This is a genomic window from Pseudokordiimonas caeni, from assembly GCF_026719705.1.
Classification (GTDB): domain Bacteria; phylum Pseudomonadota; class Alphaproteobacteria; order Sphingomonadales; family Kordiimonadaceae; genus Gimibacter; species Gimibacter caeni.
This window is the reverse complement of record NZ_JAPPRR010000001.1, coordinates 119,089-138,820: the sequence shown is the minus strand read 5'-3', so window position 1 is coordinate 138,820 and position 19,732 is coordinate 119,089. Positions and strand designations below refer to the sequence as shown.

Below are 19,732 nucleotides of genomic sequence, written 5' to 3'. Positions count from 1 at the left end.
AGACGATATTCTCCCCGTGGCAGGACGGGCCCGAGCATGCGACAGCGAGGATCTCAGGGGATGCAGGACCGACCAGCCCTGCCTTCATCAGACGGCCCGGATCCTGACCTCCTGATCATTGTGTTCCTGAAAAAAGCAAACGCGCCCGCCACCATCCTTGGCGGGCGCGTTTTTCATTCTGCAGAGCAGATCGCTCAGACCGCGAGCACACCCGCGCGGCGGCGCGACACAATGCCCGCCATCCCGAAGCCGAGAATGAAGAGGAGCCAGGTAGCAGGTTCCGGGATACCCGGCATGACCCCGCCTTCGCCCGTCAGGCGGATCGCCGGCATCGCCGGCACCTCGGGCATATAGCCCATCGTACCGTTGATATTGTGGAAGATGCCGTCGTCATAGGGCGGGAGATTGCCCTCATAATGAGTGAACACCTGATTGGCGGCCGTATAGAATTTGAAATTCACATGGTAGGCGTGCCCGGCCTCCAGCGTCAGCGGGACGACGTTAAAATCGACCCAGCCAAGCCCGTCGGTTGAGACGATGCTGCTGCCCGACCGAAGGGGCGTGCCGCCGAGCGCGCGGTTATACTGGGTCACTTCCATGATGTCCCAAAGGACATTGACGTTCGTGAAATCGGAAAAGAGCCCGATGCTGAAAAGGTCGAAATCATCGGCCATTTCAAAAAAGACCCCGCGGCCATAACCGAAAAATCCGTTCGATTCTTCGCCCGTTACCGACCCTGCGGGATCGTTCGGCGGGGTGAATTCATAGGTGTTTGCCGCATTGGCACCAAAACTGAGAACTGCCGCAGCAAGCAGCCCTTTGAGGAGGGTTTTCATGAGATTGTTCCTTCGCGTTTCTCGCCTGTCGCCCTATTCAGCATTATTGCCGTTATCTCTAATATTCTGCATTTATGCCGAATATCAATAAACATTAAGTTTATATTAACCAGGTCATATAGAGCCTAGGGTTTCCGCCATTTATGATGCAAGAACCACGGCCAGCAGATATCTCGGCGCGCCATCCGGCACGATACGGGAAGGAGAATCGGGTGAAGTGACGCTTGGGCGCAGACAAAGAAAAGGGGCGGCAAAGCCGCCCTTGACCCCCATTCCTCATTCCTGAAAAAAGAACGCGCCCACCACACCGGGTGGCAGGCGCGTTTTTCATTACGGACTGGCGCTCAGAGTGCCAGTGCACCCGTGCGGCGGCGCGATGCGATGCCGACCAGACCAAAGCCCATAATCATCATCAGCCAGGTGGCCGGCTCCGGGATGCTGGCGCCAAGGGTAATATTGTCGAAGCCCACCGTGTTGGTGGCGCCCGAGAAATCAACCGACATTGCCGTCCCGGCAAAGGCGGTGCCCGTGAATAGCCAGGTGCCGAAATTATCACCGCCGGTCGGATCGCCGGGGCCTGCCGCTGTCGGGCCAAGCACGATTGTGGCAAGCTGGTTGCCCGTGCCATCAAGCCCGTCATAGATCGATACCAAGCCGTCAGAGATACTTGTGTAATAAAAGGAAAAAGCGGTATCGAAGCCACCGGCCACATTCATCACCGCCGATCCGAGTGGGTCGAAATAGACGATGGTGTCCGGCGACGGCTCATTGGCAAAAAGGCCGGACCCGCCGGCATCGGTATCGGTGAAGACTGTCGCGCCGTCACCAAATGTGATGCCATAGGCGGCATCATAGAAATCCGCGACATCCACCAGATCCCCGACGCCCTCGAAATCGAGGACGATGGCGCTGGCGTTGGCGGCGCCGGACGAAACACTCAGGACAAGCATCGCAAACAAACCCGTACATTGTCTCTTCATGAGAGCCTCCTGCCGTACAAGCTGTATGGAACCTGAAACCCGGAACTGAACATGAAAAAGCGACCGGGAAACCCAGTCCCGTCTGCCCCTCGGGCGGACCACGATGACTGCCACCGCACGTCGAGAGTATCAAACTATCCAGAATTGCAAAGAAGTTTAGACAGAACGAACGGTCGCACCCGCCCCCGCCGGGGCCGGCCAGGCCCCACAAAAAAGAACGCGCCCGCCACATTGGGTGGCAGGCGCATTTTCAGTACGGACTGGCGCTCAGAGTGCCAGTGCACCCGTGCGGCGGCGCGATGCGATACCAACGAGGCCAAAGCCCATGATCATCATCAGCCAGGTCGCAGGCTCCGGGATGCCCGATGCGATTCCGCCATTCAGCCGGATACCGGGGAGGACATAATTGCTGGTTTCAGCTTCCTGCGTCCCGTCGATATTCAGGAAAATGCCGTCGTCATACGCCTGAGTATTGCCGTCATTATACTGGCTATAGAAGAAATTCTGATTCGAACTGTCGTTGAACACGAAGTTCAGGTGATAAATGTTACCGGCAAGGAGCGTCAGCGGCGAGAAGTTGAACTCGACCCACTCGAGGCCACTTGTCGTCACATTGCCACCCCCGGACTGAACCACGCTGCCGCCACCGACATATCCTGTACCGACAGGTGCAAGTGTCAGTTCCCAGGAAAGGTCGACGCCCGTCAGATCCTGAAAGAGCCCGACACTGAAAAGCTCGAAATCGCTCGCCATCTCGAACACGACGCCACGACCATTGGCGTAACCGTCGTTGGAATTCGTCGAATATATCATACCGACAGTATCGCTCGGCGGCACAAATTCCATCGTTGTTGCGGCTTGGGCGCTGACGCTCAGCATGGCTGCTGCAAACGCCCCAACAATAAACTTCTTCATCATAGTCTCCCTGAACTATTGAAAGAGTTTGGCAAGGCATATGGCCATGCACTTATGGGCGGGAAATGTGCCCCATACCGGCCGAGATCGCAAATATAATTAATTTTTAGTTAACTTTTGAGCTGCAGACCGCCTGGATTGTTCCGATATGAAACAGTTTTTCGCCCGCGGCCACTCCACAGCGGGCAATAAAAAAGGCGGCCACAGCCGCCTTCTTGGTTCATCTGGGTGAAGATACCGAACTCTTAGCTCAGCAAGCCTTTCACGATGCCGCTGGCCTTGGCGAAGTCCATTTGGCCTGCGTATTTGTCTTTCAGCACCGTCATGGTGCGGCCGATATCTTTTAGGCCTTCGGCGCCGATTTCGGCGATCGCCGCTTCGCAGGCCGCCTTCATTTCGGCTTCCGAAAGCTGGCGCGGCATGAATTCCTGGATGATCTCGATTTCCTCGCGTTCCTGTTCGGCGAGTTCGAGGCGGCCACCTTCTTCATAGGCCTTGATGCTGTCCTGCCGCTGCTTCACCATTTTGGCGAGGATGTCGAGCACGATGGCATCGTCGTTCCGCTCCGGCCCATCCTGGACGCGAAGCTCGATATCCTTTTCCTTGATGGCCGCGAGGATGAGGCGCACGGTGCCAAGCTTGCGCTTGTCCTTGGCGCGCATGGCATCCTTCATGGCGTCGTTCAGTTCGTCCCTAAGCATTAGCCCCTGACCTTTGGTCTGTTTTTCGGAAGCGCCGATAATAGCTTAGCACCTGCAGCAGAGCAAATGAGTTTATTTTCAGTAAGTCATTGATTTGTAATGAATTTTTTTTCTTAGCTTTTTCTTGACCCCGCCACCCCTTTTCTATAGTGTCCCGACAATTTGGCCGCCCCCCAGCGCGTTTTCGCGCCACCCTCTCGGCTGGCCAAACCTTTGCAAATGCGGGCTTAACCGCCCGTATTGGCAAGGAAAAGTCAGCACCGATGCCATGGAAGGAACCTGCCGCTATGACCGACTCCACCCGCTCGCCTGACCATTCTTCCTCTGATATCACCGCCGTCCTTGTTCTGGCTGACGGTACAGTGTTCAGGGGACGAGGATTCGGCGTGGAGGGAGACACGGTTGGCGAGGTCTGCTTCAACACCGCGATGACGGGTTATCAGGAAATCCTCACCGACCCGTCCTACGCCGGGCAGATCATCAATTTCACCTTCCCTCACATCGGCAATGTCGGCACCAATGCCGAGGACATGGAAACGAAGAAGCCCGCCGCCCGCGGCCTCGTGATCCGCGAGGATATCACGCTGCCCGCCAACTACCGCGCGGCCGAGCATCTGGAAACCTGGACGGCCAAACAGGGCCTTATCGGCATCAGCGGGATCGATACCCGCCGCCTCACCCGCATCATCCGCGAGCGCGGCGCCCCGACCGGCGTCATCGCCCACGCGAAAGACGGCAAGTTCGACATTGAACGCCTGATGCTGAAAGCCAAGCAATGGCCGGGCCTGAAGGGCATGGATCTGGCGAAGGAAGTCACCTGTACCGAAACTTACGACTGGACCGGCACCCGCTGGACCATCGAAGGCGGTTACGGTGACCTGAAGTCCCCGAAGGCGCATGTCGTGGCGGTCGATTACGGCGCCAAGCACAATATCCTCCGGTGCCTTGCCGAAACCGGCGCGCGCGTGACCGTGGTGCCCGCGACCGCAACCTTCGACGAGATCATGGCGCATAACCCCGACGGTATCTTCCTGTCGAACGGCCCCGGCGATCCGGCCGCCACCGGCGAATATGCCCTCCCCGTGATCAGGAAGCTGATCGACACCGGCCTGCCGATCTTCGGCATCTGCCTTGGCCACCAGCTGCTTGCGCTCGCCTTCGGCGGCACCACCTACAAGATGGCCCAGGGCCACCGCGGTGCAAACCACCCGGTACAGGACCTGCGCACCAAGAAGGTCGAGATCACCAGCATGAACCACGGCTTCTCGGTCGATGCCGCGAGCCTGCCGGCCGACGTGACGGTGAGCCATATCTCGCTCTTCGATAAAACAGTGTGCGGCCTTGCCCACAAGACAAAGCCGATCTTCAGCGTGCAGCAGCACCCCGAAGCAAGCCCCGGCCCACAGGACAGTTTCTATCTGTTCGAAGAGTTCATGGCCCTGATCCTGAACCATAAAAAAGCCGCCTGATCCCCGAAGCGCCAGACAACAGGAAAAGAACCATGCCAAAGCGTACAGACATCAAAAGCATCCTGATCATCGGCGCCGGTCCCATCGTCATCGGCCAGGCATGCGAGTTCGATTACTCCGGCACGCAGGCCTGCAAGGCGCTGCGCGAAGAAGGCTACCGGGTCATCCTCGTGAATTCGAACCCCGCGACGATCATGACGGACCCCGAGCTTGCCGACGCCACCTATGTGGAGCCGATCACGCCGGAAGTCGTTGAAAAGATCATCGAGAAGGAAAAGCCGGACGCCATCCTGCCCACAATGGGCGGCCAGACGGCGCTCAACACCGCGCTCGCGCTCGAAGCCAATGGTGCCCTCAAGCGGCATAATGTAGAACTGATCGGTGCCACCGCCGACGCCATCGACAAGGCCGAGGACCGCGAGCGCTTCCGCGAGGCTATGGCCAAGATCGGCCTCGATTGCCCGCGCAGCGAAATCGCCCATACGATTGACGAAGCACTCGTCGCGATGGACAAGATCGGCCTGCCCGTGATCATCCGCCCGAGCTTCACCATGGGCGGCACCGGCGGCGGCATCGCCTACAACAAGGAAGAATTCCTCGATATTGCGACGAAAGGCCTCGATGCCAGCCCGACCACCGAAATCCTGGTCGAGGAATCCATCGTCGGCTGGAAGGAATATGAGATGGAAGTGGTCCGCGACAAGGCGGACAATTGCATCATCGTCTGCTCCATCGAAAACGTCGACCCCATGGGCGTCCACACCGGCGACAGCATCACCGTGGCCCCGGCCCTGACGCTGACCGACAAAGAATACCAGATCATGCGGAACGCCTCGATCGCTGTGCTGCGCGAGATTGGCGTCGAAACCGGTGGCTCGAATGTGCAGTTCGCCGTGAACCCGGAAAACGGCCGCCTGATCGTGATCGAGATGAACCCGCGCGTGAGCCGCTCGTCCGCGCTCGCCTCCAAGGCTACCGGCTTCCCGATTGCCAAGATCGCCGCGAAGCTCGCAGTCGGCTATACGCTCGATGAGCTTGACAACGACATCACGGGCGTGACGCCCGCTTCGTTCGAGCCGACCATCGACTATGTCGTCACCAAGATCCCGCGCTTCACCTTCGAGAAGTTCCCGGGCGCACAAGCCGTGCTTTCAACCGCGATGAAGTCGGTTGGCGAAGCGATGGCGGTTGGCCGCTCCTTCCCCGAGAGCCTGCAGAAAGCCATGCGCTCGATGGAAACCGGCCTCACGGGCCTCAATGAAGTGAAGTTCGACGATTATGTCCCGGGCTCGGGCGACTATACCGCTATCCGCAATGACCTGCGCATCGCGAAGCCGGACCGCCTGCTGCGCATCGCGCAGGCCCTGCGCGAAGGCATGACGGTTGAAGACATCAACGCTGCCTGCCTTTACGAGCCCTGGTTCATCCGCCAGATCGCTCGCATTGTCGAGGCCGAGAACAAGCTGAAGGCCGAAGGCCTACCGACGGATGCCGCCGAACTCAGGAAACTGAAGATGCTCGGCTTCTCGGACGCGCGCCTCGCGCAACTGACGACCAAGCAGGCGACCGAGATCATGGACATCCGCCACAAGGCCGGCGTGCGCCCGTCCTACAAGCGGATCGACACCTGCGGCGCGGAATTCGACGCCAAGACGCCCTACCTTTACTCGTCCTACGAAACCTTCGCCGACGGCGAAGCGGCCGAGTGCGAGGCCCAGCCGACGGACCGCGAGAAGGTCGTGATCCTCGGCGGCGGCCCAAACCGGATCGGTCAGGGCATCGAGTTCGATTACTGCTGCTGCCATGCCTGCTTCTCGCTCTCGGACGCCGGGTACGAGACGATCATGATCAACTGCAACCCCGAGACCGTATCGACCGACTATGACACCTCGGACCGCCTGTATTTCGAGCCGCTGACGGCCGAAGACGTGATCGAGATCATCCGTACCGAGCAAACCAGGGGCAAGGTGAAGGGCGTGATCGTGCAGTTCGGCGGCCAGACCCCGCTGAAGCTCGCCGAAGCGCTCGAGGAAGCCGGTATCCCGATCCTCGGCACTAGCCCGGATGCGATCGACCTCGCGGAAGACCGCGAACGCTTCCAGGTGCTTGTGAACCAGCTTGGCCTACTGCAGCCGAAAAACGGCCTCGCCCGTAGCCTTGAAGAAGCCCTCGCCGTGGCCAATGAAGTCGGCTACCCGGTTCTCCTGCGCCCCAGCTACGTTCTCGGCGGCCGCGCCATGGAACTGGTGCACGATGAAGAGGGCCTGCGCCGCTATATCAACGAAGCCGTGCAGGTTTCGGAAGGCAGCCCGGTGCTCGTCGATGGCTTCCTGAAGGACGCCATCGAAGTGGATGTGGATGCGCTTTCCGACGGCGAAACCGTCCATATCGCCGGCATCATGGAGCATATCGAGGAAGCAGGCATCCACTCGGGCGATAGCGCCTGCAGCTTGCCGCCCTACAGCCTGCCGGTCGGCCTTGTGAACGAGATCAAGCGTCAGGCCCGCGTGCTTGCCAAGGCCCTGAACGTGGTCGGCCTGATGAACGTGCAGTTCGCGGTGAAGAACGGCGAAGTCTATCTCATCGAGGTCAACCCGCGCGCCAGCCGCACCGTGCCGTTTGTGGCGAAAGCCGTCGGCAGCCCGATTGCCGCGATTGCCGCCCAAGTGATGGCCGGCGCCAAGCTTTCGAGCTTCCAGCTCAAGGACCCGATCACCGAGCATGTGGCGGTGAAGGAAGTGGTGATCCCGTGGGCACGCTTCCCGGGTGTTGACGTCCTTCTCGGGCCGGAAATGAAATCGACCGGCGAAGTGATGGGCATCGACCGCAACTTCGCGATGGCCTTCTACAAATCCCAGCTTGCCGTTGGCGTCAAGCTGCCGGAAGAAGGCCAGGTCTTCGTGTCGGTCAAGGACAGCGACAAGCACGCGCTCGTGCCGCTCGTCCGCGACCTTCTGGAAATGGGTTACGGCGTGGTTGCCACCACCGGCACCGCCAAGTATCTGAACGACAACGGCCTTGCCGTGAAGCCGGTCTTCAAGGTTGGCGACGGCCAGCGTCCGCACGTGCTGGATGTCATGAAGAACGGCGAAGTGCAGCTGATGTTCAACACCACTGAAGGCAAGCAGGCCATCAAGGACAGCTTCGGCCTCCGCCAGGCCGCGCTCACCATGAAGGTGCCCTACTTCACCACGATGGCAGCCAGCCGCGCCGCCGTGCAGGCCCTGCGCGCCGTGCGTGCCGGCAAGCTCGATGTCCGCAAGCTGCAGGACTTCGCAAGCTGACCTGATGCGTCAGACCAAATTGCAAAAGGGCGGCCCGCTGGAGCCGCCCTTTTCTATCCTCGCTGTGATATTCTTCAATTGCCAAAGGGACTTTCAACCGGCGGCAGCCCCGCCGCCAGCCGGCCGGTGAAAAGTTGCTGGCGTTTTTCTGGCAGCGGGTGGAACTGCCCGGCATGCACATCGCGCAACAGCCGCTCCAGCCCGTGCTTGCGGAAGAAGCCGCCACCACCCGCCACCTCCAGCGCCTTTTCGGTCGCGGCAACCACATGCCCCGCGCAGATTGATTTCCGGACGAGAATCTGGCTTGCAAGCTCGGCGCTTGGCGTGAACCTCAGGTCATCCGCCAGTGCCACCATGGAATCGACGGCAAGCTGGGCGGTGGTCAGCAGGTTTTCAAGCTCACCCAGCTGGATCGCCGCCACCGCATCGGCCGGCCGGCGGGTTGCCTGCTTGCGGGCAAGGGCCGCCGCCGCTTCGGCGATCCCGACATAAACGGACATGATCAGCGGCATGGCCACGGTAACGATCACGGCAAATGCAGGGTGGAAAGGCCCGCGCGGGCGTTTCATCCCGACGGCCGCATCCGCCACGAACACATCCTTGAACTGGATGGTCTGCGAACCGGTTGCCCGCATGCCCATGCTTTCCCAGTCCCCCATCAGGGTCACGCCTTCCGCCTTCAGCGACAGCGGGAAGTGAATGACGGAGGGGCCGTCCACCGGGCAATTGAAGGCGCAGGAAGTGATGGCAAGATCACCCACCGGCGATCCGCTCGCGAAAGATTTGAAAGCATTGATGCGATAACCGCCTTCCACCTTCACCGCCTCGCCACCGGAATCGAGCCAGTCATTGGCCCCGGTGCTGACAAGCACCAGTTCACCTTCCAGCACCTTCGACAGAAGCGCCGCACCCGGCTTTCCATCCCGGTGGTTCTTGGACGCCGCAGACACCAGATGCTGGTGCATCGACAAGGCAAGTGCGGTTGAAGGACAGTATCCGGCAAGGCCGCGCAGGAAAGCCGCAACCTCGCTATGTTTTACGCCGGGACCGCCGAGATCGGTCGGCACCTGCGCGGAAAACACGCCGCGCATCTTGAGCTCGGCATAATTGTCGAACACGAAACTGTCGCTCGCCTCAAGGGCTGCCGAGCGTTCAGCGAACCGGGGGCCAAGTTCGGCCAGGATCGCCTGAAGATCAATCGTCTTGCTTTGATGGTTCATCGGGCTTCCCCCCGTCTGGAACAGACGCCACTTATGCGGCGCCTTTCGCCAATGCATGGATATCACGTGCAGCCAGTGGCTGGCCGCCGATGGCCCAGTCGCCTTGCTCTACTTCCTGAATGCGAACCCAGGTGACCGGACGCATGGCTTCGCCTTCAATGGCGACCATCGCTTCGGTCACATTCTCGAGCATACGGCGCTTTTGGGCCGGCGAAAATACATCCTTGATCACGTCAATCGTTACGAGCGGCATTTGATTTCTCCTCATGTTGCCTGATCCCGGCGAGCCACCATTGGCCTGATTGCCGGCGATGAAGCGAACTTATGGAAACCGCGGCGCAGTCGATAGTTCACGCATTGAAGTAAAGCACTACAGATTCTATAGTAGCTCACTTCACTTTTCTGAGTATCGTTGCCACGCATGAGGGGAGAACCGGTGTGCGATACGGACAATTTTGCCCGATTGCCAAGGCAAACGAAATACTTGGCGAAAAGTGGACCATCCTGATCATCCGCGAACTTCTGATGGGGGCGAGGCGCTTCAACGAATTGCAGCGCGGGCTTGGCCTCATATCGCCTGCCCTTTTGACCACGCGCCTGAAGGCCCTTGAAGAGCAGGGAATGGTCGTGCGGCGCCAGATCGGCGGCCAGCGCGGCTTTGAATATTTCCCGAGCAAGGCGGCCGAGGAAATGCTGCCTGTCCTCGTCGCCATGGGCGAATGGGGCCTGTGCTGGGCGCGCCGGAACCTCAGCGACAGCGATTATGACGCCGAGTTCCTGATGTATTATCTGGAACGCAGCATTATGCCCGAAAGCCTGCCCGGCAACGAAACGGTCATTCGCTTCGAATTCCCGGACTATGAAACCCAGAAAAACTGGTGGCTGGTCGTCAACCGCGACACGGTGGAAGTGTGCATCAAGGATCCCGGAAAGGACGTTGATGTCTTCTTGTCGTCCAGCGTGCGAACCATGGCCGATGTGTGGATGGGTGACAGGAGCTATCGTTCCGCCATCAAGGAAGGGGACCTCTCCGTTGTCGGCCCCTCAAGCCTGACCCGCAACCTCTTTGACTGGCTGCGCCCCAGCATCTTTGCCGAAAGCCCGCGTCCACCCCTGACCGATACGGCTGCCTGACGCCATTCTTTGGCACGGACCGCAACTCTCTTTTCCTTGCCTGAAAGGCCCTTCTGCGCTAGAAGTAGAGTTCTGCGCCGGCCCCTTGGGGTCGGCGCAGTGCTTTATAAGAGACGGATGCGCAGCGGCGCGAGTGGGCATCACCCCCGGAAAGCCGCGCGGAGAACATCACATTCTGGTGCCAGCTGGACGGACCCTATGAACGAAAAAGTACCGATGCTGCGAGACGGCTATCTGAGACTGGAAGCCGAACTCAAGAATCTGAAAAGCGTTGAACGCCCCTCTGTGGTGCAGGCGATCGAGGAAGCGCGCGCCCACGGCGACCTGTCGGAAAATGCCGAATATCATGCCGCCAAGGAACGCCAGGGCCTGATCGAAGGCCGCATCATCGAGCTCGAAGGCAAGCTTTCGCGCGCGCAGGTGATCGACCCGACGTCGCTTTCGGGCGACAAGGTCGTCTTCGGCGCCACCGTGACCCTGATCGACGAAGACGACAAGGAAGTCGTCTACCAGATCGTCGGCGCGGATGAAGGTGACGTGAAGGCCGGCAAGATTTCCTACCAGTCGCCCATCGCCCGTGCGCTGATTGGCCGCACGGTCGGCGCCGAGATCGAGGTGAAAACCCCATCGGGCGAGCGCTATTATGAACTGACGGACCTGAAGTTCGTCTGATCGGGCCATATGCCCCGAGAAATCAAAAGCCCGCCAAACCGGCGGGCTTTTTGTTTGGAACTTTGGGCCGCGGTTTATTCGACCGGCGGCAGCGGCACGCCCGGCAGCTGCTTCGAGGTGCGGATGGTCAGCGAGGTTTTCACGCTGGCTACATTGGGTGAAGCGGTGAGCGAGCTTGTCAGGAACTGCTGGAACGACGACAGGTCGTGCGCCACGATCTTCAGGATGAAGTCAATCTCGCCGTTCAGCATGTAGCATTCGCGCACCAGCGGCCAGTTCTGGCACTGTTGTTCAAACGCCTTCAGGTCGCTGTCCGCCTGGCTATGCAGGCCAACCATCGCAAAAACCGTCAGGCCATACCCCAGCATCTCCTTGTTGAGATCGGCGTGGAAGCCCTGGATATAGCCCTCTTCCTCGAGCGCCCGCACGCGGCGCAGACAGGGCGGCGCGGTGATGCCCACCCTTTCGGCAAGATCCACGTTGGTGATGCGGCCCTCGGCCTGCAACACAGAAAGAATCTTGCGGTCAACACTGTCGAGCTTGACGCGCCCCATGGCCGGTGACTCCCCGAAATGACATAAAAAACAGCGAAAGGCCCCGGGGTTTTCAGCGCTTCCCGAGGCAATCCGGGAAAGCCTTCCCGAAACAAGGCTATACTAGCGATATGCTTGGAAGAAATAAAGTTCCAAAATTGGATAATTTTGTTTCGGCATGCTATAAGCGCTGGCACGCCGGGCCTATTTGTATAGAATATCGCCAGCAGTGATTCGAGCGTCCCGAAGTGGGCCTTGTTTCCTGCTGCGAGAATGCCGCCGCTCCTCATTCTCAGGGCCGTGCCGCATTCCAATACCAGAACACCCGGCCACGGGTGCAGGGCAAAGATCAAGGGACGTTAATTCATGCCATCCGGCCCACAGAAGGCCGGGGGTGCGTGTATCAGTGGATAATGGGCAACAACGGTGGCTAAAGCATCCGCGTTCGACATGAACGCGCTTGATAACCGGATCAGGGAGCTGGTGGCGTACGCCCGGGAACGGGACGGCGAAGACCGTACCACGCTTTTCCGCAACCTGGTCGATTTGTTCCTGACGGGGAAGGCCCCGTCGAGGGAGCCTACACGCACGCAACTTCTCGATGTCCTTGAAGCCCTGATTCCGCACGTCGATCCCGAAACCCGCCGCACCGCAGCCGACCTTCTGGCCGGGCTCTCCGAGCCCCCGATGGATCTCGTGCGCCGCATCAGCCGCGACCGCGCCAATCTGGTGTCCGACCTGCTGCGCCGTGCACCTTTCAGCGAAGACGACATGATCTCGCTGATCGAGACGACGGGCCGCGAGCATCATCAGGAACTGGCCGCCCGTAACGACCTTTCCGCCAATGTCTGGATCGCGCTTGCCCGAGCCACTCCCACGGCGCGCGCCAACGACAGCCAGTCGACCCTCGCCCTGTGGCGGGATGACCTTGGCATCAAGCGCCCGTCGCAGGATTTCGCCGCGACCATCACCCAACTTCACCCGGATGCCGGTGGCCGCGCACCAGCACGCCTGCGTATCCTGCGCACAGATGAAGATCTGATCGCCAGCGCTGCCGAAGGCGACGAAGACGCAAGCGCGCGGAATGAACTGCGCCTTCTGGATCAGGAAGATGTGGTCCGCGATATGCCGCGCACCGCGCCAATCCGCCAGATCGTGCGTGACCTGCCCGACCCCGGCCCCGGTGGCTGGGCCTTCGCGAGCGACCGCGACGGCCTGATTGCCACCGTCTCGCCCAAGGGTCTCGAAATCCTTGATGTGGAAGCCGCCGATGTGGTTGGCTCCTCGCTCCTTGACCTGCTTGGCCTGAATGCCAAGCTCGGCCACCCGATCGCACGCGCCCTGCAGCGCCGCAGCGCCATCCATGATGCGCCGCTATATCTGTCGAACCTCGACAGTCATCATCGCTACTGGACGCTGGAAGCCACGCCGCTGTTCAGCCCTTGCGGTGGCGTTTTTGAAGGCTACGAGGGTATATTGACCCCGGTGATGCCCATGGAGGACGACGAACCCGCCCGCCGCGATGCAAACCAGGCTGCAGAGCAGCTTTTCCTCGACGAGGACGAAGGCGATGCCCCACAGCCCCGCACCGCTGCCGCTGACCTGCGCATGCAGCCGGTCGCCAAAGGTGATGGCGACGAGGATCACCACGCTGCAGTGAATGCCGAAACGGAACGCCATGTGGGCGACACCTTCGCCATGCTGCGTGCCGAACTGAAACATGATGTGCCGCCCGCGCGTCCCTTCAGCGCCCCGGCGGCCGAGCAGCAGTCCGCCCAGCAGCAGGCCCCGATCCCGCCGCAAGCGCAACAGGCTCCGGCAGCTGCACCGATGACACAGGACGACCTGCGCGCCACGCTCGACACACTGGACGACGCGATCCGCCGCCTGAGCGAGGCCGCCCGCAACGGCACGCCGCAATTGCGGCTGCAGGCCGATATCGCCGCCGCCTGTGCCAAATCCCTGCGCGAACAGCTCGACCGCTAGGCCACTTTTTCTGAATCAGCGGAGCGACTGCAAGCCATGAGCGAAGAGAAAATCAAAGGCCCTGCGTCCTACTTTCCTTCCATCGAGAAGAAATACGGCCAGCCGATTTCCCACTGGAAAGCGTTGGTGCGGGCCGCACTCCCGGCCAAGCATATGGAACTCGTTGCGATGCTGAAAGACCAGCACGGGCTGGGGCATGGCCATGCCAACGCGATTGTCGCCCATACCCTTGCCGAGAATAAGGCCTGAGCCTTGCGCCAAATGGCCTAACCCAGCTGCCTGGAGAGATAGACGACACCCGGCAGGGGGTTGTCGTAATAAGCGCTGCAGTCCTTGAACCCGAGATCGTAATATAGCGCCAGCGCAGGCTTCAGCCGCGTCAGGGTATCGAGCACCATTTCACGGTACCCAAGCGCTTTTGCGGCCTCGAGCACGGCAACCGCAAGCGCGCGCCCCGCGCCGGTGCCGCGTGCGTCCGGCCCCACATAGAGCCGCTTCATTTCGACCCTGCCCTCGCCCCGATCCTTCAAGGCAACCGTACCGACCACCTTGCCGGACATGCGCGCCACCAGAAGCGCCACATAGCCCCCCGGATAGTCGGCAAGTTCGGCATCAACGCCTTGAAAACACAGGTTTTCGCCAAGCTCTGCGATATAATCGACCAATAGGCCACGGGCCGCTGCAATCTCGTCCGCCCCTTTGGGCGCGCCAATTTCAATGGCTGTCATTTTAGTTCCTCGCCTGTCACAACCGGGCGCCATTATGGTCGGGGTCTTTTTTCCGCACAAGCGGTCATAAAGATGACAGAAAAATCGAGATAATCGATCACACTGATCGAACGAGCATGATTGCTTTTCGGTTGAAAGATCATAGAGTAGGCGCGCGCGTGGTGGCCTTTCAGGCTGCCACCGGAGGGCTGACCGACGCCCGGACAGACCCTTCCCCGCCCGAATTCAGATTTCAAGTTCAAAACACGATGGAGGAAAACATGGCAGTTCTCGCCGGCAAACAGGCCCCCGACTTCACCGCCCAGGCAGTGATGGAAGATGGCTCGATCAACGAAAACTTCAACCTGAAAAGCTACCTCAAAGGCAGCTACGGTCTCGTTTTCTTCTATCCGCTGGACTTCACCTTCGTGTGCCCGTCGGAAATTCTGGCGTTCCACAACCGCATGAAAAAGTTCAAGGAACTGAACACCAAGGTTGTTGCCGTTTCGGTCGACAGCCAGTTCACCCACGCCGCATGGCGCAACACGCCGACGAGCGAAGGCGGCCTTGGCCCGGTTGATTTCCCGATGGTTGCCGACCTGACGAAGCAGATCGCCCGCGATTATGACGTGCTGATCGAAAGCGACGGCGTTGCCCTGCGCGGTACCTTCCTGATCGACAAGGAAGGTCTCGTCTGGCACCAGACCGTGAACAACCTGCCGCTTGGCCGTAACGTGGACGAATATGTCCGCCTCGTCGAAGCACTGCAGTTCCATGAAGAGCACGGCGAAGTTTGCCCTGCCGGCTGGAACAAGGGCGACGAAGGCATGAAAGCCGACGCCAAGGGCGTTGCCGCTTACCTGTCGAAGCACGCTGGCGAGCTCTAAGCTCCCCGCTGCTACAAGACCAGACGGGCTCCCGACCGGGGGCCCGTTTTCTTTTGGGGACTTGCATTCAGAGCAACCATGCTACCATTCCTTGTTCGAAGGGGTGCATCTATGATCCGATTTCTCCGATTTTTGCCCTTCTACGTCAGAGCGTTTTGGCACTGGCATAAGGCACAAAGCTTTTTCAATAAAAACGAATACACCGAAACATTAAGAAGCCTAGATCGACTACGCGATATTGGCGTTGAACCAATCGCTTTGCTGGTGCTTCGAGCTGAGACGCTGAACTACGTGGGCCAACTCCAAGAAAGCTACGATTTATGTATTGAACTTATGCAGGGAATTCATCAACGAGATACGCTCGCAATCGATCTTCAAAAATACATCTATACCTACCTGCTGTGCATTGCGCGCCATGCAAGATCAAAGGGGCCTCTTTCTCGGACTGGCCACATCCCTCACTTAAAGAAATCGATGCTGGAAGAAATAGACCTTGAGACAATTCCCAAATATTGGCGCACAAATTTTCCATTGAAAGCCCACCCCGCCTGGAACCAGCTTTCAAGGGCGACATAAGAAGATCCTTTCAGCTATGGCCTTCCTAGAACTCTCATTCGAAACCCTGCGCACCCACGCCCTTTCCCTGCCCGAGGCATGGGAAGACCATCCGTGGAGCGAAACGGTCATCAAGGTTCGCAAGAAGATCTTCGTTTTCCTGAGTTTCCAGAAAGACGGCGCGCTCGCCGTATCGGTGAAACTGCCGCAATCGGGCGAGTTCGCTCTGCTCCATGATTTCGCCACACCCACCGGCTACGGCCTTGGGAAAAGCGGCTGGGTTTCCTGCCGGTTCGCGGAAGGCGACGATATCCCGCTCGACATGCTGGTCGAATGGACCAGCCAGAGCTACCGCGCCATTGCACCGAAGAAACTGGCCGCCCTTGTTGCCATGGATACGTGAGAAAACGCCAATATGGATTGCAGAGGACGCGCGTGAGGCCTAGTCTGATCCCTCCGGATGGGAGGTTCCAATGCTGCTGTTCAAGCCTCTTGCTTCTGCTGTCGCCCTCATTGCCTGCATAGTCGCCATGATGCCCGCTGCGGCATCCGACCCTGCGCTTGCGCCGCTCGCCCCCCTGATGGGCAAGACATGGCGCAGCGTGGAAAGTGGGGCCAATCCGGACGGTTCAACCTTCAATGATGTGGTGCGATGGGAATGGCAGGCGGGCGGCCATATGGCGTTGGCCACCCATTCGCTTAACGGCGGCGTCTATGGCGGCGTGACGCTGATCCATCATGACGCCAAGGCCCGCACCATCGTCTTTCGCTATGCCACCACGGGCGGCTTCTACACCGAAGGCACCATCGTGCCGAAAGACGGCGGCTTCGAGATCACGGAGAATGTCAAAGGCGCCACCGGCGGCCCGAGCGACGTGCGCACCTTCATGAAGATGGACGGCCCCGACACCTACACGGTTGAAAGCCGCATGATGATGGATGGCGTGTGGGGCGATCCGCAAACCCGTATGTACAGAGTAGATTCCGATGCCCATGTCCTATTCAACCAGTAAAGACACGTCCCACGCCCTGACCCAGGCGATGGACCGCCTGCTGCGCGAGCAGCTGAAGCGGCTGAGCGAACTTGCGCTCGTGCAAGGGTCGCTGACCACCGGTCGTGTACGGATCATGGCGACGGACCTTTTCAAGAATTCCCTTGGCGACAAATGGCAGAAGTTCGAGGCACGCGTCTGCGACCGGCTGGAAGCCGAGATGGAAGAACATCTCGCCCCCGGCGATATCTGCCTGCGCACCGAGCGGTCGCGCTTCCTGGTGATTTTCGAGAAAACGACGCTCGATGAAGCGAATGTCGTCCTTGGCCGGATCGTTGCCCGCGTGCTGGAACATTTCATTGGCGTTGAAGGCGTCGACCAGCTTCTCGAGGTCATCACCGAGGAAGTGAAAGGCACGGACCTGATGCGGTCCGCCCGTTTCCTTGAAAAGATCGGGGACCTGAGGGACCGGGTCCCGGCCAATATAGAAGCGCTCGAAAATGAAGACGACGAGGCGGCCGGGAAAAAGGCCGGCAAGGCCGCACCCGCGATAAGCCACAGCGCCTTCCAGCCCTTCTGGGATTCGGCCCATCAGGCCATCGTCAGCCATATCGTGCAGATTTCGGCGGCAACCCCCGATGGGTATCGCGGCTACGGCTATATTGTCATGAGCCCCCGCCTGAAGGGGCTTGAGCGCGACGCCATCGACTGCCTCATCGCCGCCGACAGCCTGCATCTGGCGGATGACCTGTACCGCGAGAATGTTATCGCACCCCTCATCCTGCCGCTCAGTTTCGCGACCGCCAGCCGCGAGGACAGACTTCAGAATTTCCTCAGCATCATCGAGAATATCTCCCCCGCTGCACGCCGCACGCTGGGCGTTGAACTGCTCGAGTTTCCGGTGGGCGTTAACCCGATGGCGCTGAAGCGGATTGTCGATCTCCTGAAAGCCCGTATTCGCTGGGTCCTGATGCTGACGGGGCCCGAATATGCCCCTCATTTCGGCGATATCCAGGCGGCAGGTATCGGCTCGGTCGGTCTTTCGGCCCTTAATATGCGAGGCCTGTCGACACCGTCGCTGAAAGACCGGTTCGGGCTTTTCGTGCACGCCGCCCGCCGGGCCCGCTTGCGCAGCCATGTTCACGGGCTTTCAACGCTGGAAATGGCAGTCGCCGGCTATGAAGCGGGTTTCGACTACCTGACCGGCGATTTCATCGCCCCGCGCCTGAAGACCCCCATGGCGGTTGCCCGCAGGAACTGGAGCAGCATCAAGGAGCATGCGGAGGACTAACGCACCCGGCGCGACCTGTTGCTGTGCTGGATGAAGCCGACCACCTTGCCGCCCGTATCGCGTTCGAACACAATGGGCTCTGCCTGCGTCCCGTCGTCGCGCAGGCGCACGAACTGGTCCTTCGCAACGAAATGCAGCCGTTCCCGATTCCCGACCGGATCGGATGACGACAGGTTGAAAATCGCCAGGTCGCCGCGCCAGACGCCGACATAGGATTCGTCACCCCACGGCTGGGCATTATAGATACCGATATAGTCGCCAAGATCGGGTTTGACGGTGAGACCGTGCCCGCCCTTTGCCTTGGCCACGCGCGTGACCTCGGCCTTCATGCTGCCCTCGCGGTAGAAGCCCATCAACCGGGCCGCCACACGCTCGGGGCTGGCACCCGCCGCATTGATCATCACCGTTGCTGCCAGATCATTGTCGGCGTCAAGCAGCAGGGTCGTGCGGTAACCGGGGCAACTGCCACCGTGACCGACAAGGTTGCGGGGCCCATCGCGCATGATACGGAAGCCAAGGCCGCGCGCAAAGGTCCAGTCCGGGTCCACCCAGTGCGGCAGCATCATTTCGCGCAGGGTATGGCTTTCGATGATTTCCTTGCCACCCCCGGCCAGCAGGCGCTGCTGCCAAAGGGCAAATTTGGCGAGGTCCTTGACGTTCGAGGCAAAGCCGGCAGCCGGGCCGATGGCCGCCGCATCAAACACGGGCTGCGCGTCACGGCTGCGATCCCGCTTCACCGAGCCATAGCCCACCGCCATCCGCGTGCCATGCAGGCTCGCCGGGACCGCTGTGGTCGTATCCTTCATACCGAGGGGATCAAGGATCGTGCGACGTACAAAGGCATCATAGTCCTCGCCGCTCGCGGCTTCGACAATCTCGCCCACAAGGGTAAGCCCGAGGTTGCTATACTGGTACTGCGTGCGGGCGGGATACAATGTCGTTTGCCCCGAAGTGACGCTGCGAACCTCTTCCTTTGAAGGGAAATGAAATTCGGGCGCCGTCCAGTAAGGCGTGTCCACTTCGCGCGGCAGGCCGGACGAATGCGACAGCAGGCCTTCGATGGTAATGGGTCCGCTGTCAGCGAAACCCTGTTTCAGGGTGAACCACGGCAGATGTTTCTGCACAGGATCAAGCACAGAGATTTTGCCGGCTTCCGCCAGTTCCATCGCCGCCACGGCGGTGAACAGTTTGGAAATGGAGCAGATGCTGTAGATCGTATCGGGTGTGGCCTTCACACCGGTCGCCGGATTGGCGAAGCCGAAGCCGGCCTCATAGACGATTTCGCCCTTGCGGATCACCGCTGCCGTCACGCTCGGCCAGCCTTCATAGTCGCGCTGGGCTGAAAGCCACTCGCTTGTAAGGGCCGCGATTGCCGTGTCCGCCTGCTCGTCGAATATCTTGTCGTCTTTCGCCCCGGCCGGGATGGCGGCCAGCTGGACAAAGGCAAAGACGGTGAGCGCTCTGGCGCTTCTTCCTGTTTTTCTCAGCATGGATACTCCTCCCTCGCTCGGCACAGTTTAAAAAATGACGCTGCTTTTGCCAGTTCTTTTGCAGATGCCCCCGTCTGATT

General features: G+C 59.9%; 20 protein-coding genes. 11 read left to right on the top strand and 9 right to left on the bottom strand.

The genetic code is table 11. The features are described 5' to 3' along the window. Positions 1 to 194: 194 nt before the first annotated feature. The 4 genes from OU694_RS00660 to OU694_RS00645 all read right to left on the bottom strand — a co-directional run bounded on the left by OU694_RS00660 (position 195) and on the right by OU694_RS00645 (position 3,432). A complete protein-coding gene (locus OU694_RS00660) occupies positions 195 to 836 on the bottom strand; it encodes a PEPxxWA-CTERM sorting domain-containing protein (protein ID WP_308909078.1) in 642 nt (213 codons plus the stop codon). Positions 837 to 1,180: 344 nt separating this feature from the next. Continuing rightward, the gene (locus OU694_RS00655; RefSeq protein WP_308909077.1) at positions 1,181 to 1,816 is read right to left on the bottom strand and encodes a PEPxxWA-CTERM sorting domain-containing protein; all 636 of its coding nucleotides are present in this window, start codon (positions 1,814 to 1,816) and stop codon (positions 1,181 to 1,183) included. Between the two features lie 267 nt (positions 1,817 to 2,083). Next, a complete protein-coding gene (locus OU694_RS00650; RefSeq protein WP_308909076.1) occupies positions 2,084 to 2,731 on the bottom strand; it encodes a PEPxxWA-CTERM sorting domain-containing protein in 648 nt (215 codons plus the stop codon). A 245-nt stretch (positions 2,732 to 2,976) separates the two neighbouring features. Then, positions 2,977 to 3,432, bottom strand: coding sequence for a GatB/YqeY domain-containing protein (locus OU694_RS00645; protein WP_308909075.1), 456 nt, complete (start codon positions 3,430 to 3,432; stop codon positions 2,977 to 2,979). Positions 3,433 to 3,719: 287 nt separating this feature from the next. Between OU694_RS00645 and carA the strand changes: the two genes are divergently transcribed. Both carA and carB read left to right on the top strand, forming a co-directional pair. Beyond that, positions 3,720 to 4,901 (top strand): glutamine-hydrolyzing carbamoyl-phosphate synthase small subunit, encoded by a 1,182-nt coding sequence (carA, locus tag OU694_RS00640; RefSeq protein WP_308909074.1) that lies wholly within the window; start codon positions 3,720 to 3,722, stop codon positions 4,899 to 4,901. A gap of 32 nt (positions 4,902 to 4,933) precedes the next feature. Beyond that, the gene (gene carB / locus OU694_RS00635) at positions 4,934 to 8,185 is read left to right on the top strand and encodes a carbamoyl-phosphate synthase large subunit (RefSeq protein ID WP_308909073.1); all 3,252 of its coding nucleotides are present in this window, start codon (positions 4,934 to 4,936) and stop codon (positions 8,183 to 8,185) included. 74 nt (positions 8,186 to 8,259) lie between these two features. On the opposite strand, the gene OU694_RS00630 is transcribed toward carB, so the two are convergent. Together OU694_RS00630 and OU694_RS00625 are read right to left on the bottom strand one after the other, a co-directional pair. Continuing rightward, positions 8,260 to 9,405: an acyl-CoA dehydrogenase family protein gene (locus tag OU694_RS00630; protein WP_308909072.1), complete on the bottom strand. Its 1,146-nt coding sequence runs from the start codon at positions 9,403 to 9,405 to the stop codon at positions 8,260 to 8,262. Positions 9,406 to 9,436: 31 nt separating this feature from the next. Further along, positions 9,437 to 9,658: a tautomerase family protein gene (locus tag OU694_RS00625; RefSeq protein ID WP_308909071.1), complete on the bottom strand. Its 222-nt coding sequence runs from the start codon at positions 9,656 to 9,658 to the stop codon at positions 9,437 to 9,439. 185 nt (positions 9,659 to 9,843) lie between these two features. On the opposite strand from OU694_RS00625, the gene OU694_RS00620 reads away from it, so the two are divergent. Beyond that, complete coding sequence (locus tag OU694_RS00620; RefSeq protein WP_308909070.1) at positions 9,844 to 10,539, top strand: winged helix-turn-helix transcriptional regulator; 696 nt, start codon at positions 9,844 to 9,846, stop codon at positions 10,537 to 10,539. 198 nt (positions 10,540 to 10,737) lie between these two features. Continuing rightward, the gene (greA, locus tag OU694_RS00615) at positions 10,738 to 11,211 is read left to right on the top strand and encodes a transcription elongation factor GreA (protein WP_308909069.1); all 474 of its coding nucleotides are present in this window, start codon (positions 10,738 to 10,740) and stop codon (positions 11,209 to 11,211) included. A 74-nt stretch (positions 11,212 to 11,285) separates the two neighbouring features. On the opposite strand, the gene OU694_RS00610 is transcribed toward greA, so the two are convergent. Further along, on the bottom strand, positions 11,286 to 11,765 hold the full coding sequence (locus OU694_RS00610; RefSeq protein ID WP_308909068.1) for an Lrp/AsnC family transcriptional regulator: 480 nt from the start codon (positions 11,763 to 11,765) through the stop codon (positions 11,286 to 11,288). Positions 11,766 to 12,170: 405 nt separating this feature from the next. Here OU694_RS00610 and OU694_RS00605 point away from each other — a divergent pair, with 405 nt between their 5' ends. Together OU694_RS00605 and OU694_RS00600 are read left to right on the top strand one after the other, a co-directional pair. Beyond that, positions 12,171 to 13,730 (top strand): PAS domain-containing protein, encoded by a 1,560-nt coding sequence (locus OU694_RS00605; protein WP_308909067.1) that lies wholly within the window; start codon positions 12,171 to 12,173, stop codon positions 13,728 to 13,730. A 36-nt stretch (positions 13,731 to 13,766) separates the two neighbouring features. Further along, positions 13,767 to 13,979 (top strand): DUF4287 domain-containing protein, encoded by a 213-nt coding sequence (locus tag OU694_RS00600; protein WP_308909066.1) that lies wholly within the window; start codon positions 13,767 to 13,769, stop codon positions 13,977 to 13,979. A gap of 17 nt (positions 13,980 to 13,996) precedes the next feature. Here OU694_RS00600 and OU694_RS00595 read toward each other — a convergent pair whose 3' ends face one another. Further along, positions 13,997 to 14,458 carry a GNAT family N-acetyltransferase gene (locus OU694_RS00595; protein WP_308909065.1) on the bottom strand — a complete coding sequence of 154 codons (462 nt, stop codon included), beginning with the start codon at positions 14,456 to 14,458 and terminating at the stop codon, positions 13,997 to 13,999. A gap of 260 nt (positions 14,459 to 14,718) precedes the next feature. On the opposite strand from OU694_RS00595, the gene OU694_RS00590 reads away from it, so the two are divergent. From OU694_RS00590 to OU694_RS00570, 5 genes are all read left to right on the top strand, one after another. After that, complete coding sequence (locus OU694_RS00590) at positions 14,719 to 15,324, top strand: peroxiredoxin (RefSeq protein ID WP_308909064.1); 606 nt, start codon at positions 14,719 to 14,721, stop codon at positions 15,322 to 15,324. Positions 15,325 to 15,435: 111 nt separating this feature from the next. Next, positions 15,436 to 15,900 carry a hypothetical protein gene (locus tag OU694_RS00585; protein ID WP_308909063.1) on the top strand — a complete coding sequence of 155 codons (465 nt, stop codon included), beginning with the start codon at positions 15,436 to 15,438 and terminating at the stop codon, positions 15,898 to 15,900. A gap of 16 nt (positions 15,901 to 15,916) precedes the next feature. Then, complete coding sequence (locus OU694_RS00580) at positions 15,917 to 16,282, top strand: MmcQ/YjbR family DNA-binding protein (protein ID WP_308909062.1); 366 nt, start codon at positions 15,917 to 15,919, stop codon at positions 16,280 to 16,282. A gap of 70 nt (positions 16,283 to 16,352) precedes the next feature. After that, positions 16,353 to 16,892 carry a hypothetical protein gene (locus OU694_RS00575; RefSeq protein WP_308909061.1) on the top strand — a complete coding sequence of 180 codons (540 nt, stop codon included), beginning with the start codon at positions 16,353 to 16,355 and terminating at the stop codon, positions 16,890 to 16,892. Next, positions 16,867 to 18,162 carry a hypothetical protein gene (locus tag OU694_RS00570; RefSeq protein WP_308909060.1) on the top strand — a complete coding sequence of 432 codons (1,296 nt, stop codon included), beginning with the start codon at positions 16,867 to 16,869 and terminating at the stop codon, positions 18,160 to 18,162. Before OU694_RS00575 ends, OU694_RS00570 begins: the two co-directional genes overlap by 26 nt. On the opposite strand, the gene OU694_RS00565 is transcribed toward OU694_RS00570, so the two are convergent. After that, positions 18,159 to 19,652 (bottom strand): serine hydrolase domain-containing protein, encoded by a 1,494-nt coding sequence (locus tag OU694_RS00565; RefSeq protein ID WP_308909059.1) that lies wholly within the window; start codon positions 19,650 to 19,652, stop codon positions 18,159 to 18,161. The two genes, OU694_RS00570 and OU694_RS00565, sit on opposite strands and share 4 nt — an antisense overlap. Between the last annotated feature and the right edge of the window lie 80 nt (positions 19,653 to 19,732).

Bases quoted from the DNA above. Each gene is read 5' to 3' on its own strand.
- OU694_RS00660 (WP_308909078.1), bottom strand. From the start codon at position 836: ATGAAAACCCTCCTCAAAGGGCTGCTTGCTGCGGCAGTTCTCAGTTTT.
- OU694_RS00655 (WP_308909077.1), bottom strand. From the start codon at position 1,816: ATGAAGAGACAATGTACGGGTTTGTTTGCGATGCTTGTCCTGAGTGTT.
- OU694_RS00650 (WP_308909076.1), bottom strand. From the start codon at position 2,731: ATGAAGAAGTTTATTGTTGGGGCGTTTGCAGCAGCCATGCTGAGCGTC.
- OU694_RS00645 (WP_308909075.1), bottom strand. From the start codon at position 3,432: ATGCTTAGGGACGAACTGAACGACGCCATGAAGGATGCCATGCGCGCC.
- carA (WP_308909074.1), top strand. From the start codon at position 3,720: ATGACCGACTCCACCCGCTCGCCTGACCATTCTTCCTCTGATATCACC.
- carB (WP_308909073.1), top strand. From the start codon at position 4,934: ATGCCAAAGCGTACAGACATCAAAAGCATCCTGATCATCGGCGCCGGT.
- OU694_RS00630 (WP_308909072.1), bottom strand. From the start codon at position 9,405: ATGAACCATCAAAGCAAGACGATTGATCTTCAGGCGATCCTGGCCGAA.
- OU694_RS00625 (WP_308909071.1), bottom strand. From the start codon at position 9,658: ATGCCGCTCGTAACGATTGACGTGATCAAGGATGTATTTTCGCCGGCC.
- greA (WP_308909069.1), top strand. From the start codon at position 10,738: ATGAACGAAAAAGTACCGATGCTGCGAGACGGCTATCTGAGACTGGAA.
- OU694_RS00610 (WP_308909068.1), bottom strand. From the start codon at position 11,765: ATGGGGCGCGTCAAGCTCGACAGTGTTGACCGCAAGATTCTTTCTGTG.
- OU694_RS00600 (WP_308909066.1), top strand. From the start codon at position 13,767: ATGAGCGAAGAGAAAATCAAAGGCCCTGCGTCCTACTTTCCTTCCATC.
- OU694_RS00595 (WP_308909065.1), bottom strand. From the start codon at position 14,458: ATGACAGCCATTGAAATTGGCGCGCCCAAAGGGGCGGACGAGATTGCA.
- OU694_RS00590 (WP_308909064.1), top strand. From the start codon at position 14,719: ATGGCAGTTCTCGCCGGCAAACAGGCCCCCGACTTCACCGCCCAGGCA.
- OU694_RS00585 (WP_308909063.1), top strand. From the start codon at position 15,436: ATGATCCGATTTCTCCGATTTTTGCCCTTCTACGTCAGAGCGTTTTGG.
- OU694_RS00580 (WP_308909062.1), top strand. From the start codon at position 15,917: ATGGCCTTCCTAGAACTCTCATTCGAAACCCTGCGCACCCACGCCCTT.
- OU694_RS00575 (WP_308909061.1), top strand. From the start codon at position 16,353: ATGCTGCTGTTCAAGCCTCTTGCTTCTGCTGTCGCCCTCATTGCCTGC.
- OU694_RS00570 (WP_308909060.1), top strand. From the start codon at position 16,867: ATGCCCATGTCCTATTCAACCAGTAAAGACACGTCCCACGCCCTGACC.
- OU694_RS00565 (WP_308909059.1), bottom strand. From the start codon at position 19,652: ATGCTGAGAAAAACAGGAAGAAGCGCCAGAGCGCTCACCGTCTTTGCC.